Below are 17,615 nucleotides of genomic sequence, written 5' to 3'. Positions count from 1 at the left end.
GCCGAGCAAATCAGGGCCGAGACTGTCGCGGCCCTGACATACGATTGGGCTAGGCTACAGTTGTCTCGGCCCCACGGGTCCGACGCCGACGCCAAGCGTCGACGGCGATCTTGAGCACAAGCACGGTGAGGACCAGCACCGTGACGCGCGGTCGCTTGGCCGGATCGCGCGGTGCGAAGACGCGATGGGTCGGGCGTGGAAAACGCAGAAAACGCATCGGACTCTCCTTACGCGGCGCGACGAAGACGCGCCCGTTCGGCGCGCGCCGGCTTGGCGGCGGCACCGGTCGCGACGATCACGCCATTCGCGCCGTCGAGCGCGCCGTCCCGCAGCTCGAGGCCGAGCAGGCGGTCGCGCTCGAACGGCCCCGGCAGCGCCAGCAAGCCCATCTTATCAGACGTGAAGCCGAAACGCGCATAATACGGCGCGTCGCCGAGCAGGATCACCGCGCCATGGCCGCGCGCCGCGGCCTCCGCCAGCGCCGCGCGCATCAGCGCGCCGCCGACGCCGAATTCGCGGCACGACGAATCGACGGCGAGGGGGCCGAGCACGAGTGCGGCCCGGCCCCCTGCGTCGACGTGCCAAAGACGCACGGTGCCCACCAGCCGACCCTGACGGACCGCGGAGAAGGCCAAGCCTTCCGCGGGCGCGCGTCCATCACGCAAACGCTGGCAGGTGCGCGCATGTCGGCCTTCGCCGAAGCACGCATCCAACAGGCGCTCACGCGCAGCAATATCGGAGCTCTGTTCCGCACGGATCGCGAACGGAAGAGCTGCGACGTTCAGGGCAGTCAGGGTGGTCCGAGCGTTCGTCATGGCACGTCGATCCCCACGCGGTCCGGTGCGCACACCGGCAGCGTGTTGTCAGCAAAATTGCATGTGACAGGGAGAGGCCGGCAAGCCGGCCTCGATTCTTCTGCTCCCTCTCCCGCCTGCGGGAGAGGGCCGGGGTGAGGGCGAGTCGCTCTTTCCCCCACCCGGATCGCTTCGCGATCCGACCCTCGGGTCAAGCCCGAGGGCAGGCTCTCCCCCGCAAGCGGGGGAGGTGAACAACCTCAGATGTGGTAGGTCCGCAGCGGCGGGAAGCCGTTGAAGGCTACCGCCGAGTAGGTCGACGTGTAGGCGCCGGTGCCTTCGATCAGCAGCTTGTCGCCGATCTCGAGCGTCACCGGCAGCGGGTACGGCAACTTCTCGTACATCACGTCGGCCGAATCGCAGGTCGGGCCGGCGAGCACGCAGGGCGCCATCTCCGCGCCGTCATGGCGCGACTTGATCGCGTAGCGGATCGACTCGTCCATCGTCTCGGCGAGACCGCCGAACTTGCCGATGTCGAGATAGACCCAGCGCATCTCGTCCTCGTCGCTCTTCTTGGAGATCAGAACGACCTCGGTCTCGATGATGCCGGCGTTGCCGACCATGCCGCGGCCCGGCTCGATGATGGTCTCCGGGATCTGGTTGCCGAAGTGCTTGCGCAGCGCCCGGAAGATCGAACGCCCGTACTGCACCACGGCCGGCACTTCCTTCAGATACTTGGTCGGGAAGCCGCCACCCATGTTGACCATCGACAGGTTGATGCCGCGCTCGGCGCAGTCGCGGAACACGGTCGCGGCCATCGCCAGCGCACGGTCCCACGCCTTCACCTTGCGCTGCTGCGAGCCGACATGGAACGAGATTCCATAGGGCTCCAGGCCGAGGCGCTTGGCGGCGTCGAGCACGTCGACCGCCATCTCCGGATCGCAGCCGAACTTGCGCGACAGCGGCCACTCGGCGCCGGCGCAATCGTACAGGATGCGGCAGAACACCTTCGAACCCGGCGCCGAACGCGCGATCTTCTCCACCTCGGCGCTGCAGTCGACCGAGAACAGGCGAATGCCGAGCGCGAAGGCGCGCGCGATGTCGCGTTCCTTCTTGATGGTGTTGCCGAACGAGATGCGGTCCGGCGTCGCGCCGGCGGCCAGCGCCATCTGGATCTCCTGCACCGAGGCGCAGTCGAAGCACGAGCCGAGCGAGGCCAGCAGCGACAGCACTTCCGGCGCCGGGTTGGCCTTCACCGCGTAGAACACGCGGCTGTCCGGCAACGCCTTGGCGAAGCTGGCGAAGTTGTCGCGCACGACGTCGAGGTCGACGACCAGGCAGGGCTCGAGATCCTGACCTTCGTTGCGGCGGGCGCGGAGGAATTCCTGGATACGTTCGGTCATAGCACTCTCCCAAACGGCCCAGCGATGGGTACCGTTCAAAAACGACGTCCGATCCGAGCCTTCGACGTCGGCGCGCGATGGAGGCGCGACGAGCCAAAAAGCTCAGACAAACAGTGCTGCCGTGGATTGGAGGGGAGATGCTCCCGCCCGCACACCTGGCAATGAAGGACAAGCCTCTTCGGTATTCGCGCCGGCTGATGGAAAGCCGGCAGAGACCAAAAAAGCCCGATCCGTCGTTGCTTTAAGTCGCGTCCCCCGTTGAGAGCGGGGTGCGCCGGTTCGCCTCCGGCTGCCGATCACGGTTGCAAGAGAAGAAGTCACCTTCAACGGCATCTCTTGAGAGAGATGCTGGCCTCTGGCGAAATTCGCTTCGAGACCCTCGGCTTCTTCATCCCTTGGCGGCTGTCCGGCCTCTTGTCCGGATACCTACCGATCGACACACGACCACAGGCACGTGCGAAATTGGGCAAGACCGGAGATAGGTGTTTCAGTGCTGGTCCGCAAGATTTTTTTTGGCTTAACGGCGAATTTATCCGCCGCAGGCTCCGAGCGTTGCTGATGAGACACGCAAACGTCCACCAACATGAACAACTATTCAAGTTCACTAACGACGTCTGAAGATATGACGGCTGCAGCGTCGCGCGACTAGTTCGAGAAATCCCTGCGGGGCAGGCTCTGAACGGCTGTCGTCGGTTTTGAGACGAACGCTGCGCCGGATCCCGGCGTGCCGTGCGATCGAATGTGACGAAACTCCGACGCGCGCGAAGCGCCGCGCTCAGGCGCGCTTGAAGAACGGCTCGATGCGCTGCGCGTTGCGGACGAAGGCGATCATCACCGCGACGCCGAGCACGAACAGCACCGCCTGCAGGATATGCGAGGAGGTCTCGTCGAGACCGAACAGGATCGCCAGCGCCCAGCCGCCCGCGAAGGCGGCGCCGAACACCTCGGCGCCGATCAGGATCGCGGCGCTGATGACGGTGACGACGCTCGGCCAGACGATCCGGCGGGTCGCGTTCGGGTTCGGAAGCTTGCTCATCGTTCGGGGTCCTGTTGGGCGGCGCAATCTCTCTGAAAAAGCCAGCCGCGGCAAGCTAAAGCCGATGATCCTTCAAAGTGTCAGCACTGCGGCGCTGCGCGGGGTGAATAATCCGTGACCGGGCGGCGGTCGGGGCGCAAAAAAGCCCCACCCGGTGCTATATGTTCGCAATTCGCGACGCCCAACGCAGGAATTCTAGATGTCTGAAAGCTCCGGACCGATTGCCGCGCCCACGGGCAATCCGCTGTTGCAGGCCTGGACCACGCCGTTCGAAACCCCGCCCTTCACCGAGATCGTGCCCGAGCATTTCCTGCCGGCGTTCGAGCGGGCGTTCACCGACCATGCCGCCGAGATCGCCGCGATCGCCAACGATCCGACCGAGCCGGACTTCGCCAACACCATCACGGCGCTGGAGCGCTCCGGCAAGCTGCTCAACCGGGTCGCCGCGGTGTTCTACGACCTGGTCTCGGCGCACTCCAATCCGGCGCTGCTGGAGATCGACAAGGACGTGTCGCTGCGGATGGCGCGACACTGGAATCCGATCATGATGAACGCCGTGCTGTTCGGCCGCATCGCGGCGCTGCACGACAAGCGCGCCGAGCTGAAGCTGACCTCGGAAGAGCGTCGCCTGCTGGAGCGCACCTACACCCGCTTCCACCGCTCCGGCGCCGGCCTCGACGAGGCCGCGAAGGCGCGGATGGCCGAGATCAACGAGCGGCTGGCGCAGCTCGGCACCAACTTCAGCCACCATCTGCTCGGCGACGAGCAGGACTGGTTCATGGAGATCGGCGAGGGCGATACCGAGGGGCTGCCGGACAGCTTCGTCGCCGCCGCGCGCGCTGCGGCGGACGAGCGTGGCCTGCCCGGCAAGGCGGTGGTGACGCTGTCGCGCTCCTCGGTCGAGCCGTTCCTGAAGATGTCCGGCCGCCGCGATCTGCGCGAGAAGGTCTACCGCGCCTTCATCGCCCGCGGCGACAACGGCAACGCCAACGACAACAACGCGCTGATCGGCGAGATCCTCGGCCTGCGCGAGGAGAGCGCCAAGCTGCTCGGCTATCCGACCTTCGCGGCCTACCGGCTGGAGGATTCGATGGCCAAGACGCCGGAAGCGGTGCGCGGCCTGCTGGAGCGGGTGTGGAAGCCGGCGCGCGCCCGCGCGATGGCCGACCGCGACGCGCTGCAGGAGCTGGTCACGGAGGAGGGCGGCAATTTCGAGCTGGCGCCGTGGGACTGGCGCTTCTACGCCGAGAAGCTGCGCCAGCGCCGCGCCAATTTCGACGACGCCGCGATCAAGCCGTATCTGTCGCTCGACAACATGATCGTCGCGGCCTTCGACACCGCGACCCGGCTGTTCGGCGTCACGTTCGCCGAGCGCAAGGACGTGCCGGTGTGGCACCCGGACGTCCGGGTCTGGGAAGTGAAGGATGCCGACGGCAGCCATCGCGGGCTGTTCTACGGCGATTACTATGCCCGGCCGTCGAAGCGCTCCGGCGCCTGGATGACGTCGCTGCGCGACCAGCAGAAGCTCGACGGCGCGGTGGCGCCGCTGATCATCAATGTCTGCAATTTTTCGAAGGGCGCCGACGGCGAACCGTCGCTGCTGTCGCCCGACGACGCCCGCACGCTGTTCCACGAATTCGGCCACGGCCTGCACGGCATGATGTCGGACGTGACCTATCCGTCGCTGTCCGGCACCAGCGTGTTCACCGATTTCGTCGAACTGCCCTCGCAGCTCTACGAGCACTGGCAGGAGCGGCCCGAGGTGCTGCGGCGTTTCGCCCGGCACTACCAGACCGGCGAGCCGCTGCCCGACGATCTGCTGCAGCGCTTCATCGCCGCGCGCAAATTCAACCAGGGCTTCGCCACGGTGGAATTCGTGTCCTCGGCGCTGCTCGACCTCGAATTCCACACCCAGCCGGCCGCGAGCGTCGGCGATATCCGCGATTTCGAGCGCCGCGAGCTCGACAAGATCGGCATGCCGGACGAGATCGCGCTGCGCCACCGGCCGACCCAGTTCGGCCACATCTTCTCCGGCGATCACTACGCCTCGGGCTATTACAGCTACATGTGGTCCGAAGTGATGGACGCCGACGCCTTCGGCGCCTTCGAGGAGGCCGGCGACATCTTCGACCCCAAGGTGGCGAAGCGGCTGCGCGACGACATCTACGCCTCGGGCGGCTCACGCGATCCGGAGGAGGCCTATATCGCCTTCCGCGGCCGTGCGCCGGAGCCCGACGCGCTGCTGCGCCGGCGCGGCCTGCTCGAAACCCCGGAGGCGGCGTAGCGCCATGCTCGGCTTGCTTCGCCTAGCCGTCATTCGAACCGCGCTCGCGGCCGCGCTGACGCTGTCGGCAGGCGTCGCCGCGGCCCACGCCCATCCGCACGTCTGGATCACCGCGACCAGCGAGCTGGTCTACGGGCCCGACGGCGCGCTGACCGGCGTGCGCCATTCCTGGGCGTTCGACGACATGTTCTCGACCTACGCGCTGCAGGGGATCGAGACCAAGCAGAAGGGCGTCTACACCCGCGAGGAGCTGGCGCCGCTGGCCCAGACCAATGTCGAGTCGCTGAAGGAGTTCGCGTTCTTCACCTTCGCCAAGGCCGAGGGCAAGAAGCAGAAGTTCAACGATCCGGTCGACTACTATCTCGACCACAACAACGGCGTGCTGACGCTGCACTTCTTCCTGCCGCTGAAGGCGCCGGTGAAGAGCCGGGAGCTCGCGGTCGAAGTGTTCGATCCGAGCTACTTCATCGACTTCACCTTCGCCGACAAGGACCCGGTCAAGCTCGCCGGCGCGCCGGCCGGCTGCGCGTTCAAATTCGAGCGGCCCAATGACGGCACGGCGACCGCGCAGCGGATGTCGGAAGACAATTTTCTGAGCGGCGACAACTCCAACTACGGCGCGATGTTCGCCAACAAGATCGAGGTCAAGTGCCCGTGATGCCGTTGCGCGCGATGAAGTCTCGCACATGCCTGGCGTTCGGCCTGCTCGCCGTCGCCGCACTGCTCACACTGGGTGACGCCACGCTGCACAGCGCGCTGGCGCAGAATCCGTTCGGCGCGCCGAAGGCCGCCGCCGAGCCGCAGGCCGGCGGGATCATCGGCTGGCTGCTGGCGCAGCAATCGGCGTTCTATCGGCAGATGTCGGCGACGATTCGCGCCGCCAAGGCGGACGGCAGCGCGGTCTGGACGCTGCTCGGCATTTCGTTCGCCTACGGCATCTTCCATGCCGCCGGCCCCGGCCACGGCAAGGCGGTGATCTCGTCCTACATGATCGCCAATGAAGAGACCGCGCGGCGCGGCATCGTGCTGTCGTTCGTCTCGGCGCTGATGCAGGCGCTGGTCGCGGTGCTGATCGTCGGGATCTGCGCCTGGCTGCTCAACGCCACGGCGAAGACGATGTGCAGCGCCGAACGGGCGATCGAGATCGGCAGCTACGCCCTGATCGCCCTGTTCGGCGCGCGGCTGGTGTGGAGCAAGGGCGGCGGGTTCTTTCGCGCGCTGCAGGGCAGCATGCGCAAGCCGGGCCTGGCGCTGGCCGGCGTCCCGGCAATGGCCCCCGCCGGCGCGGCGTCCCATGATCACGATCACGCGCACGGCCACAGCCATTCGCATCCGCTGCAGGCCCATGCCGGCCACGACCATCACGATCACGGCCATAGTCATGGCCACGATCATGCTCACGCGCACGATCATCATGGTCATGATCACGCCCATGACCATGCGCATGCCCACGACGAATCCTGCGACCATTGCGGCCATTCGCATGGTCCGACGCCCGCGGAACTCGCCGGCCCGGGCGGCTGGCAGCGCGGCCTCGGTGCGGTGCTGACGGTCGGCATCCGGCCGTGCTCGGGCGCGATCCTGGTGCTGGTGTTCGCGCTGGCGCAGGGCATGTTCTGGGCCGGGATCGCCGCGACCTTCGTGATGGGGCTCGGCACCGCCATCACCGTGGCGACCATCGCCACGATCGCGGTATCCGCCAAAGGCGTGGCGCGGCGGCTTGCCGCGGGTCACGCCGGCGCCGGAGCGCTGGTCATGCGTGGCGTCGAATTCGGCGCAGCCGGGCTGGTGCTGCTGTTCGGCATCGGGCTTCTACTAGGTTACGTTGCAGCCGAGCGCGTGACCTGTCTTTAACCAGCGCGCTGCAATTTCGGGCAATGCGCGACTGCAGCAAAACCGGATCGGTTGTCGTTCGTAGATCGCTTCATACGTATGGGTTTCATACGTATGGTGTGAGGCGCCCCGGCGCGGCGTTCGGCCGCCGCGCGGTCATCGCGTCGTCTTGACAACAATAGGCCAAAGCGCGAAGCCAATCAGCATCATGACGGTGATTGTCCCCATTCACGGCCCTGCACCCGCTCTGGCACCTGCGCCCGAGCGCGTCGGCGTATTGCTGGTCAATCTCGGCACCCCCGACAGCTGCGACACCAAGGGCGTGCGGGTCTATTTGCGCGAGTTCCTGTCGGACCCGCGGGTGATCGAGAATCAGGGGATCTTCTGGAAGCTGGCGCTGAACGGCATCATCCTGAACACCCGTCCGGCCCGCAAGGCCAAGGACTACCAGAAGATCTGGAACCAGGAGAAGAACGAGTCGCCGCTGAAGACCATCACCCGCGCGCAGGCCGAGAAGCTCGCCGCGTCGCTGAGCGATCGCAGCCACCTGGTGGTGGACTGGGCGATGCGTTACGGCAACCCGTCGATGCGCGACCGGATCGAGGCGCTGGTGGCGCAAGGCTGCTCGCGGCTGCTGGTGGTGCCCCTCTATCCACAATATTCGGCGGCGACCTCGGCCACCGTGTGCGACCAGGCGTTTCGCGTGCTGCGCGAATTGCGCGCCCAGCCGACGCTGCGGGTGACACCGCCTTACTACCGCGACGACGCCTATATCGACGCGCTGGCGAATTCGATCCATGCGCATCTGGCGACGCTGCCGTTCAAGCCGGAGATGATCGTCGCCTCTTTTCACGGCATGCCGCAGGCCTATATCGAGAAGGGCGATCCGTATCAGTCGCAATGCGTCGCCACCGTCGATGCGCTGCGCGAGCGGATGGGGCTGGACGACAAGAAGCTGCTGCTGACGTTCCAGTCGCGGTTCGGCTTCGACCAGTGGCTGCAGCCCTACACCGACAAGACCATCGAGAAGCTCGCCAAGGACGGCGTGCGCAAGCTCGCCGTGGTGATGCCCGGCTTCGCCGCGGACTGCCTCGAGACGCTGGAAGAAATCGCGCAGGAGAATGCCGAGATCTTCATGCACAATGGCGGCGAGGAGTTCTCCGCGATCCCCTGCCTCAACGACAGCGCCGACGGCATCGCGGTGATCCGGCAACTGGTGATGCGCGAACTGGAAGGTTGGCTGTAGGCGGCGGGATTTGCCGCCGGCCGTCGACGGTTGCATCCGCGGCATCCCAACGCCGCACACCCCGGCGATCAGGCTCGCTTTCCCCGCGCTCGAACCTTACATCACAATCAAGCGACCCATGACCGGTTGCGCCGGCCCGGCGTCCGCATGGCCATGGCCGCTTGGGCGGCCCGATGCGGACCCAAGCCGCCGGAGGAGACATTGCATGTTCGACCTGTCTGGCTTCGATATCTTTTCCATCGTGCTCGTGCTGCTGGTGATCCTGACGCTGTTCGCCGGGGTCAAGACCGTGCCGCAGGGCTACAACTGGACGATCGAGCGGTTCGGCAAGTTCACCCGCACGCTGTCGCCGGGGCTCAATCTGATCATCCCGTATTTCGACCGCGTCGGCCGCAAGATGAACGTGATGGAGCAGGTGATCGACATCCCGCAGCAGGAAGTCATCACCAAGGACAACGCCACCGTCACGGTCGACGGCGTCGCCTTCTTCCAGGTGTTCGACGCCGCCAAGGCGAGCTACGAGGTCTCCAATCTCGATCAGGGGATCATCGTGCTGACCATGACCAACATCCGCTCGGTGATGGGCTCGATGGATCTCGACCAGGTACTGTCGCATCGCGACGAGATCAACGAGCGGCTGCTGCGCGTGGTCGACGCCGCGGTGTCGCCGTGGGGCATCAAGGTCAACCGCATCGAGATCAAGGACATCGTGCCGCCGGCCGATCTGGTCGAGGCGATGGGCCGCCAGATGAAGGCCGAGCGCGTCAAGCGCGCCGACATCCTGCAGGCCGAGGGCGCGCGGCAGTCGGAAATTCTCCGTGCAGAAGGTGCAAAACAGGGCCAGATCCTGCAGGCGGAAGGCCGCCGCGAGGCGGCGTTCCGCGACGCCGAGGCGCGTGAGCGCTCCGCCGAGGCCGAAGCGCGCGCCACCCAGATGGTTTCGGACGCGATTTCCAAGGGCGACGTCGCGGCGCTGAACTACTTCATCGCCGACAAATACATCAAGGCGTTCGGCCAGCTCGCCGAATCGCCGAACCAGAAGGTGATCATGCTGCCGGTCGAGGCGATGAGCATGCTCGGCTCGCTCGCCGGCATCGGCGAGATCGCCAAGGCGACGTTCGGCGAGGCCGCGACCTCGCAGGCCGCCGCCCGCCGCGGCTCGGTGCCGCCGGCCGGGCCGACGAAGTCGTCCTAACGCCCGTAACAACGCCCGTGAGGTGAGTACGGTCTCTCCACCCGTCATGGCCGGGACGAGCCCGGCCATGACGGGGATGGACGGGCGAACGACGCGGCACGATAACGGGCGAGAAAGGCCGATGCTTTCGGCGAGACTCTGAGGTGCAGCCATGGCTGAATTGTTTGTCGCGCTCGGCTCCTGGAACTGGCTGATCGTCGGCTTCGTGCTGATGGCGCTGGAGCTGCTCGCGCCCGGGATCTTCCTGTTCTGGCTAGGCGTCGCCGCGCTCCTGACCGGCGTCGCGACCTTCGCGCTGGCTTCGGTGCTGGCGCTGTCATGGCAGGCGCAGGCGCTGCTGTTCGCCGCGCTGGCGGTCGCCGCGGTGCCGCTGTGGCGGCGGATGGCGCGCGGCGGCGCCGCCGAGTCCAGCACGACCAATCCGTTTCTCAACCGCCGCTCCGACGCGCTGGTCGGTCGCGTCTTCACCCTGGAAAAACCGATCGAGGGCGGCGTCGGCACGGTGCGGATCGACGACACCTTCTGGCGCGTCACCGGCCCCGACGCGCCGGCCGGCAGCAGGGTCAAAATCGTCCACGCCGACGGGGTGAATCTGACGGTGGCGGGGGTGTGAGCGCCCTTAGCGCTGCCACACCCGCCCCGTCATCCTGAGGCGCGCGATCCGGCGCGCGTGAGCGTGACGGATCAAGCCTCGAAGGATGAGCCGCAAGCGCGTGTCGCCGCATCCTTCGAGGCTCGCCGAAGACGGCGAGCACCTCAGGATGACGATTCGGAGCAATTAGCGATTCAAGAAAGGACGGGGTGGCGACCTCGGGCGCTGCAACGCGCACGCCGTCATCCTGAGGCGCCGCCGCGTCGCGGCGGCCTCGAAGGATGGGTTCGGGGTCTTGCCTACGCCACGCCCGCCCGCAGCAGGTCGTGCAGATGCACGATGCCGACCGGCTTGTTGCCTTCGGTCACCAGGAGCGCGGTGATCTTCGAGGAGTTCAGCAATTCCAGCGTCTCGCCGGCGAGCAGGCCGGGGCTGATCGTCTTCGGCCGCTTGGTCATCACCTCGTCGACGGTCGCGGTCATCAGATCGGGGCGCATGTGGCGGCGCAGATCGCCGTCGGTGACGATGCCGGCGACGGCGCCGCTGGCGTCGACGATGCCGACGCAGCCGAAGCCCTTGGCCGACATCTCGACCAGTGCATCCGACATCTTGGTGCCGAGCGGCTTCAGCGGCACGGCGTCACCGGTGTGCATCAGGTCGCGGGCGTATTTCAGCATCGCGCCGAGTTTGCCGCCGGGATGCAGCACGCTGAAATCGGTCGAGGTGAAGCCGCGGCTCTCCAGCAGCGCGATCGCGATCGCGTCGCCGAGCGCCAGCATCATCAGCGACGAGGTGGTCGGCGCCAGATTGTGCGGGCAGGCCTCGCGCGCCTTCGGCAGCGTCAGCGAGATATCCGCGGCCTTGGCCAGCGTCGAGCCCGAGTCGGAGGTCATCGCGATCAGCGCGATCCTGAACCGCTTGGCGTAAGAGATCAGGTTCTTCATTTCCGGCTGCTCGCCGGACCACGACATCGCGAGAATAATGTCGTCGGCGGTGATCATGCCGAGATCACCGTGGCTGGCTTCGGAGGCGTGGACGAAGAACGCCGGCGTGCCGGTCGAGGCGAAGGTCGCGGCGATCTTGCGGCCGATATGTCCGGATTTGCCGAGCCCGGTGATGATCAGCCGGCCCTTGGCGTTGCGGATGGTCTCGATCGCCGCCGCGAAGGCGCTGCCGAGGTCGGATCGCAGCGCTGCGGCGAGCGCGGTGACGCCGTCGGCTTCGGCCTCCAGCGTGCGCAGGGCCGAGGGGATCGCGGCGGCTGAATCTGTCATCGCGGGTTTTGTCGTACGGGGTTTTGAAAGCGCCATGCAGGGTCCCGAAGCGTGGGCCGAGGTGTGGCCGGGGGGCCCTTCCTAGCATGCCGCCACCCGGGATGCGACGCGCGGAGCCGCGGTCCGGAGCCTTTCTCAACCGATCCTTCGCCGCGGTCTCAACCCCTCCTTAACCATAAACGTTTTTACTCCATTAACGATGATCAACGCCGCCCGCCCTCGCGGCGCTTGGTCGTTGAGCGCAAAATATTGATGTTGTTGAGGTTTTGTGAACGCGACCGCGGCGCCAGCAACCGGCCGTCTCCGCCTTGCAGGTTTGCTGCGGGCTGCCGTGGCGTGCCTGATGGCCGGCGCGGCCGGGCACGCCGAGGCGCAGAGCCTGACCCGCGACCTGTTCCGGCCGGAGCGCGGCGCCTTCGTCGCGCCGCAGGACCTGCCGCTGCAACGCACGCCGCGGCTGGCCGCCGCGCCCGATCCCTATGCGACCGACAATGATCCGCGCAGAGACAGAACCACGCCGCCGCGGCTCGGATCGCCGAATTTCGGGCTGCAGCCCAGCCTGGGCAGCGCCGGCACCGGCTATGACGCGCTCGGCCGCAAACGCCAGAAGCCGAAGATCTTTCCCGGCGCGCCGCAGCCCAAGGCGGTCGGCCCCGGCTCAAAGCCGGTGATCGCCGCCCCGCCGCCGGCCCGTCCGCTGCCGCCGTCGCAGAATGCCGCCAAGCCGCCGGTTCCGGCCGCCTTCACCGGAACGCTGCCCGGCCAGCCGACCCGGCGCCGGCTCAAGCCCGACCTCGATCCGTTCGGCTCGGTCGGCGATTACGCCGGCAGCTTTCTGTTCAAGGGCGCGATCGAACTGAACGGCGGCTACGATACCAATCCGGCCCGCATCACCACGCCGCGCGCCTCCGGCTTCTACAAGATCTCGCCCGAATTGATGGTGACCTCGGACTGGGAGCGCCACGCGCTGGTTGCCGATCTGCGCGGCTCCTTCACCGGCTATGGCCACGACTTCATCAATCCGGCCGGCGCCGTGTCGTCGGCGCCGCGCAATCTCGACCGCCCCGATTTCAACGGCCACGTCGACGGCCGGATCGACGTCACCCGCGATACCAGGCTGCTCGGGCAGGGCCGGCTGATCGTCGGCACCGACAATCCCGGCAGCCCGAACGTGGAGGTCGGGCTGCAGAAATATCCGATCTATACCCAGACCGGCGTGTCCGGCGGCATCGACCAGAACTTCAACCGGCTTCAGGTCACGGCGATCGGCAGCGCGGATCGTCGCGCCTTCCAGAAGTCGGTGTTCACCGACGGCAGCACCGACACCAACAACGACCGCAACTACAATCAATATGCCGGCACCGGCCGCGTCAGCTACGAGATTCTGCCGGGGCTGAAACCGTTCGTCGAAGGCCAGGCCGATACGCGCACGCACGACACCGTCACCGATCGCTACGGCTATCGGCGCGACAGCAATGGCGGCTACGTCAAGGGCGGCACCAGCTTCGAACTGACGCGGCTATTGACCGGCGAAGCTTCGATCGGCTGGGCATCGCGCACCTACAGCGATCCGCGGCTGCTGAAGCTCGACGGCCTGCTCACCAGCGCCTCGCTGATCTGGACGATGACGCCCCTGACGACGGTCAAATTCATCGCCGACACCAGCATCGACGAATCGCCGCTGTCCGGCGTGTCCGGCGTGCTGACGCGGACCTACACGGCCGAGGTCGACCACGATTTCCGCCGCTGGCTGACCGCGATCGGCAAGTTCACCTACGCGACCTACGATTACCAGGGCTCGGGCCGCAGCGACCGCTTCACCTCGCTCGAGGGCAATCTGGTCTACAAGCTGAATCGCTCGCTTTGGGTCAAAGGCACGCTGCGCCGCGACCAGCTCGATTCCAATATCGTCGGCGGCAGCTACAATGCCACCGTCGTGATGCTCGGCGTGCGGCTGCAGAACTGAGCGCGCATGGCCGGCCGTGGTTCAGTACGGCCGGCGATGTCGTTCGGCCTTGATGCGGCGGAAGCGCACGCCCGTGCCGTCGGGCAGGCGGGTCGCGGTGTAGCCGGCCTCGAGGCAGGCTTCACGTTGCGGCATCTTCTCCTCGGGCGCCCGGGTCGAGTCCCACCACGACGCGCGCTGCGCCGCGCGCGGGAGCGCGAAACCAATCAATTCCTCGATCTGCTCGTTGCTCAGCACCAGTTCCGTCGCGGTCTGGCTTTTCAGATAGTCCCGGAGCTGTTCAAATTTGCTCACGTATTGCAGATCCCTTGTCGGAGCGGAACCCTGTCGCCTGGAGCGTTCTGGTTCCGCAGGTCATTTCGCGGTCGTTGTGGACGCTCACTGGTGAAATCGGGCGTTAACCGCAGGTTACGTCATGATCGCAACTTAAGCGCTCCGCAAGCTTTGGTTGGCTAATTTTCAGCATGCGCGGCAGTGGGCTTTTCGAACGGATCAGGCAGGAAATCGGGCGGCGGCGGCGGATGTCGCCACGCCTGCTGATCTTCTCGTCGGTCATCACGGTGCTTGGATTTTCGGCGGTCTGCGGCAGCATCATGCTGGAGATGCGGCGCAACGCCCAGGAGCTGGCGCGTCAGACTCAGGAAAATCTCGCCTCCACGATCAGCGCCGACATCAATCGCACCGTCGAGCTCTACGACCTCTCGCTGCGTTCCGCGGTCAACAGCCTGGCGCTACCGCAGCTTTCGCAGGTCGACGACACCATCCGCCGCCTGATCCTGTTCGATCACGCGGCGACGGCGCAGCATTTCGGTGCGATCCAGGTTTTCGACGCGCAGGGAAACCTGGCGATCGATTCCGCGTCGCGGACCCCGGACAAGATCAATCGCGCCGCAGAGCCGTATTTCACCGTGCAGCGGGATCAGCCGGATCACGGCCTGTATATCAGCGGGCCGATGCAGCATCGTGGCGCCTATTCGATCGTGCTGAGCCGGCGCGTCTCTGGGCCGGACGGGCAATTTCTCGGCATCGTCGCGGGCTCGATCCGCTTCAGCTATTTCCAGGAGCTGTTCAGCCGGCTGCGGCTCGCACCGCACGACGTGATCGCGGTGATCGTGTCGGACGGCAGCCTGATCATGCGAACACCGTTCAGTCCAGAACTGCTCGGCTCCAATGTGATGGCGAACATCGGCATGAGCAACATCCTGAGCCAGCGGCGCGGCTGGTTCAGTGGGCACGGCAAGCTCGACAAGATTTCCCGGATCTACGTGTGGGCGGACAGCACCCGGCCGCTCGTGGTGCTGGTCGGCAAATCCTGGGACGACGTCTTCAAGATGTGGCGCGAGGAGGCGATCCGGATCGGCGCCATCCTGCTCGGGCTCGCGATCATTGTCGCCGGCTTCACCGTCTTCTTCATCCGCGAGATCGACCGTCGCGCCGCGGCCGAACGGCGGCTGGAGGAACTGGCCACCACCGACGCGCTGACCGGGCTGACCAACCGTCGCAAGTTCGACGTCACGATCGATCGCGAATGGCGCCGCGCGCTGCGGTCGCAGACGCCGATCGCCCTGATGATCATCGACGCCGATCATTTCAAGGCGTTCAACGACAGCTATGGTCACCAGGCCGGCGACCAGGTGCTGGTCGGCATCGCGCTGTGCATCGGCGACTCCGTGCAGCGCGCCGGCGATTGCGCGGCGCGGTTCGGCGGCGAGGAATTCGCCGTGCTGCTGCCGGGGATGAATGCAACGGCGGCGCTGGAGATGGCGGAAACGATCCGGCAGAAGGTCGAACTCTGGTCGGATGGTCAGGCTGGCGTCACCGTCAGTGTCGGCGTCGCCAGCATGATGCCCGGTCCGGCGCAGCACTGGTCGGTGCTGTTCGAGGCCGCCGACAAGGCGCTCTACGCGGCCAAGGATCTCGGCCGAAACCGCTCCGTGGTCGCGGCGAACCGCAGCGACCTCACGCTGGTCGCCTGACCGGCGCGATCACGTCCCGAGATAGCGCTGCATGTCGGCGACGAGGCCGTCGCGCAGATCGTCGCGCCGCATCGCGAAGGCGATGTTGGCGCGCAGGAAGCCGGCCTTCGAGCCGCAATCGTGGCGCTCGCCCTCGAATTCGACGCCGTAGAATGTCTGCGTCTTCGACAGCCCGATCATCGCGTCGGTGAGCTGGATCTCGCCGCCGGCGCCGCGCTCCTGGGTGGCGAGGATCTTGAAGATCTCCGGCTGCAGGATGTAGCGGCCGGTGATCGACAGGTTGGACGGCGCGGTGCCCTTGGTCGGCTTCTCCACCATGCCGTCGACCTCGAAGATCTTGCCGTCGCGCTTGCCGACGCCGCAGATGCCGTATTGGTGGGTCATGTCGGCCGGCACTTCCTCGACCGCGATGACGTTGGCCTTGTCGCCCAGCTTTTCCGCGGCCTGAATCATCTGCTTGAGGCAGCCCGGCGAGTTCAGCACCAGCTCGTCCGGCAGCACCACCGCGAACGGTTCGTTGCCGACGATGTCGCGGGCGCACCACACCGCGTGGCCGAGACCGTGCGGCGCCTGCTGGCGGGTGAAACTCATCGCGCCGGCTTCCGGCTGGTCGCGCGCCAACAGCTCCATTTCCACGGTCTTGTTGCGGCCCTTCAGCGTCATGTCCAGTTCGAACTGGCGGTCGAAATGGTCCTCGATCATGCCCTTGTTGCGGCCGGTGACGAAGATGAAATGCTCGATGCCGGCTTCCTTGGCCTCGTCGACGACGTACTGGATCAGCGGCTTGTCGACGATCGTCAGCATCTCCTTCGGCATCGCCTTGGTGGCGGGAAGGACGCGGGTGCCGAGGCCGGCGACCGGGAAGACGGCTTTGCGGATTTTCATGGAACGCGATCTTTCAAAAATGTGCTGGCGGGAGCCTGCGGCGGGCCGGCGGGTGTTGCAGCTTGCAACCAAGGCGGATGTGTGGAGTTCCGCAACCTTCGATCGAAAGTCGTGATCAGTGAGGCGGCCTCGCGGCGAGAGGTGTCTTCAGAACAGTGGCGTGCCGGGCACGAAGGCGTCGAACGCCGCCCAGAATTGCTGGCGGTAGCGATCCTGCTCCTGCAGGATCTCGTGCTTGGCGCCGGCGATCACCAGATGCGAGCCCGCGCGCAGATGATAGGCGAACTCCTCGATCGCGGCAGTCGAGACGATGGTATCATGGCTGGCGGCGAGCATCAGGATCGGCTGCCGGATCCGCGACGGATAGTCCGCCGCGCGGAAGCCGTGCATGGTGCGGAACGCGGTATCCGCCCAGGCGATGGTCGGCGAGCCGAGGCCGAGCGTCGGGTCCTCGGCGATGATCGCGGCATTGCGGGCGTAGCGCACCGGGTCGGAGGTCAAAGGGTTGCCGGCGAACGGCTCGGTGTTGGCGAGCACGTCGTTGCCGCCGGGCACGTAGCGGCCGCCCTGGCCGGCGAGCCGCATCGCCCGCAGCAGCAGCCGCACCGGCAGCGAGGTGGCGCGGCCCGGCAGGTCGATCATCGGCGCCGACAGCACCATGCGGTCGAACCAGCGCTTGCCGGAATAGGCGATCCGCAGCATCACCGCGCCGCCCATCGAATGCGCCAGCGCGAAATGCGGCGGCGGACAGTCCGGCAGCACCACCTCGCGCACGAAGGTCTCGACGTCGATCTCGAAGTCCGAGAAGTTGCGGACATAGCCCTTGCGGAAATCCTTCAGCCGCCGCGCCGAATGGCCCTGGCCGCGCCAGTCGATCATCGCCACCGCGAAGCCGCGGTCCTGCAGGTCGCGCACCGTCTCGAAATACTTCTCGATCTGCTCGGTGCGGCCGGTGAAGACGCACACCGTGCCCTTGCGCCCGGCCGGCGGCGGCCATCGCGCGAACCGCAGCTCGGCGCCGTCGGGGGTCTTGATGGTGCCGGAGACGGCGCCCTCGGGAACCGGATTGGCGGGAATCGAGACGAGCGTCATGCACCGGGTCCGGTCGGTCTAAAAGGCTGAAGGGAAAGT

15 protein-coding genes are annotated in these 17,615 nt (G+C 66.5%); 8 read left to right on the top strand and 7 right to left on the bottom strand.

Going from position 1 to position 17,615, the window contains the following annotated elements; genetic code table 11:
* Positions 1-227 precede the first annotated feature (227 nt).
* The 3 genes from RPB_RS22895 to RPB_RS22885 all read right to left on the bottom strand — a co-directional run bounded on the left by RPB_RS22895 (position 228) and on the right by RPB_RS22885 (position 3,233).
* Positions 228-815, bottom strand: a complete 588-nt coding sequence (locus tag RPB_RS22895) for a GNAT family N-acetyltransferase (protein ID WP_011443414.1) — start codon at positions 813-815, stop codon at positions 228-230.
* A gap of 239 nt (positions 816-1,054) precedes the next feature.
* A complete protein-coding gene (locus RPB_RS22890; protein WP_011443413.1) occupies positions 1,055-2,197 on the bottom strand; it encodes a type III PLP-dependent enzyme in 1,143 nt (380 codons plus the stop codon).
* A 775-nt stretch (positions 2,198-2,972) separates the two neighbouring features.
* A complete protein-coding gene (locus tag RPB_RS22885) occupies positions 2,973-3,233 on the bottom strand; it encodes a hypothetical protein (RefSeq protein ID WP_011443412.1) in 261 nt (86 codons plus the stop codon).
* Between the two features lie 199 nt (positions 3,234-3,432).
* Here RPB_RS22885 and RPB_RS22880 point away from each other — a divergent pair, with 199 nt between their 5' ends.
* The 6 genes from RPB_RS22880 to RPB_RS22855 all read left to right on the top strand — a co-directional run bounded on the left by RPB_RS22880 (position 3,433) and on the right by RPB_RS22855 (position 10,404).
* The gene (locus RPB_RS22880; protein WP_011443411.1) at positions 3,433-5,517 is read left to right on the top strand and encodes a M3 family metallopeptidase; all 2,085 of its coding nucleotides are present in this window, start codon (positions 3,433-3,435) and stop codon (positions 5,515-5,517) included.
* 4 nt (positions 5,518-5,521) lie between these two features.
* Positions 5,522-6,175: a DUF1007 family protein gene (locus RPB_RS22875; protein WP_011443410.1), complete on the top strand. Its 654-nt coding sequence runs from the start codon at positions 5,522-5,524 to the stop codon at positions 6,173-6,175.
* Positions 6,175-7,371 carry a nickel/cobalt transporter gene (locus RPB_RS22870; protein ID WP_011443409.1) on the top strand — a complete coding sequence of 399 codons (1,197 nt, stop codon included), beginning with the start codon at positions 6,175-6,177 and terminating at the stop codon, positions 7,369-7,371. Before RPB_RS22875 ends, RPB_RS22870 begins: the two co-directional genes overlap by 1 nt.
* Positions 7,372-7,558: 187 nt before the next feature.
* Positions 7,559-8,596 (top strand): ferrochelatase, encoded by a 1,038-nt coding sequence (gene hemH / locus RPB_RS22865; RefSeq protein ID WP_011443408.1) that lies wholly within the window; start codon positions 7,559-7,561, stop codon positions 8,594-8,596.
* A gap of 214 nt (positions 8,597-8,810) precedes the next feature.
* On the top strand, positions 8,811-9,791 hold the full coding sequence (locus RPB_RS22860; RefSeq protein ID WP_041799007.1) for an SPFH domain-containing protein: 981 nt from the start codon (positions 8,811-8,813) through the stop codon (positions 9,789-9,791).
* 151 nt (positions 9,792-9,942) lie between these two features.
* Positions 9,943-10,404 (top strand): NfeD family protein, encoded by a 462-nt coding sequence (locus tag RPB_RS22855; RefSeq protein WP_011443406.1) that lies wholly within the window; start codon positions 9,943-9,945, stop codon positions 10,402-10,404.
* A gap of 278 nt (positions 10,405-10,682) precedes the next feature.
* Here RPB_RS22855 and RPB_RS22850 read toward each other — a convergent pair whose 3' ends face one another.
* On the bottom strand, positions 10,683-11,693 hold the full coding sequence (locus RPB_RS22850; RefSeq protein WP_011443405.1) for a KpsF/GutQ family sugar-phosphate isomerase: 1,011 nt from the start codon (positions 11,691-11,693) through the stop codon (positions 10,683-10,685).
* Between the two features lie 307 nt (positions 11,694-12,000).
* On the opposite strand from RPB_RS22850, the gene RPB_RS22845 reads away from it, so the two are divergent.
* Positions 12,001-13,623, top strand: a complete 1,623-nt coding sequence (locus tag RPB_RS22845) for an outer membrane beta-barrel protein (protein ID WP_011443404.1) — start codon at positions 12,001-12,003, stop codon at positions 13,621-13,623.
* Positions 13,624-13,644: 21 nt separating this feature from the next.
* On the opposite strand, the gene RPB_RS22840 is transcribed toward RPB_RS22845, so the two are convergent.
* Entirely contained in the window at positions 13,645-13,917 is a 273-nt protein-coding gene (locus RPB_RS22840) for a DUF7662 domain-containing protein (RefSeq protein WP_011443403.1), read from the bottom strand.
* Between the two features lie 170 nt (positions 13,918-14,087).
* Between RPB_RS22840 and RPB_RS22835 the strand changes: the two genes are divergently transcribed.
* Positions 14,088-15,599 (top strand): sensor domain-containing diguanylate cyclase, encoded by a 1,512-nt coding sequence (locus RPB_RS22835; protein ID WP_011443402.1) that lies wholly within the window; start codon positions 14,088-14,090, stop codon positions 15,597-15,599.
* 9 nt (positions 15,600-15,608) lie between these two features.
* Here the strand turns inward: RPB_RS22835 and galU are convergent, their stop codons facing one another.
* Positions 15,609-16,484, bottom strand: a complete 876-nt coding sequence (gene galU, locus RPB_RS22830; protein WP_011443401.1) for a UTP--glucose-1-phosphate uridylyltransferase GalU — start codon at positions 16,482-16,484, stop codon at positions 15,609-15,611.
* Between the two features lie 147 nt (positions 16,485-16,631).
* On the bottom strand, positions 16,632-17,576 hold the full coding sequence (locus RPB_RS22825) for an alpha/beta fold hydrolase (protein ID WP_011443400.1): 945 nt from the start codon (positions 17,574-17,576) through the stop codon (positions 16,632-16,634).
* Positions 17,577-17,615: the final 39 nt, after the last annotated feature.

Origin of the sequence: Rhodopseudomonas palustris HaA2 (assembly GCF_000013365.1) — a bacterium.
Classification (GTDB): domain Bacteria; phylum Pseudomonadota; class Alphaproteobacteria; order Rhizobiales; family Xanthobacteraceae; genus Rhodopseudomonas; species Rhodopseudomonas palustris_J.
This window is presented reverse-complemented; position numbering and strand designations above follow the sequence as displayed.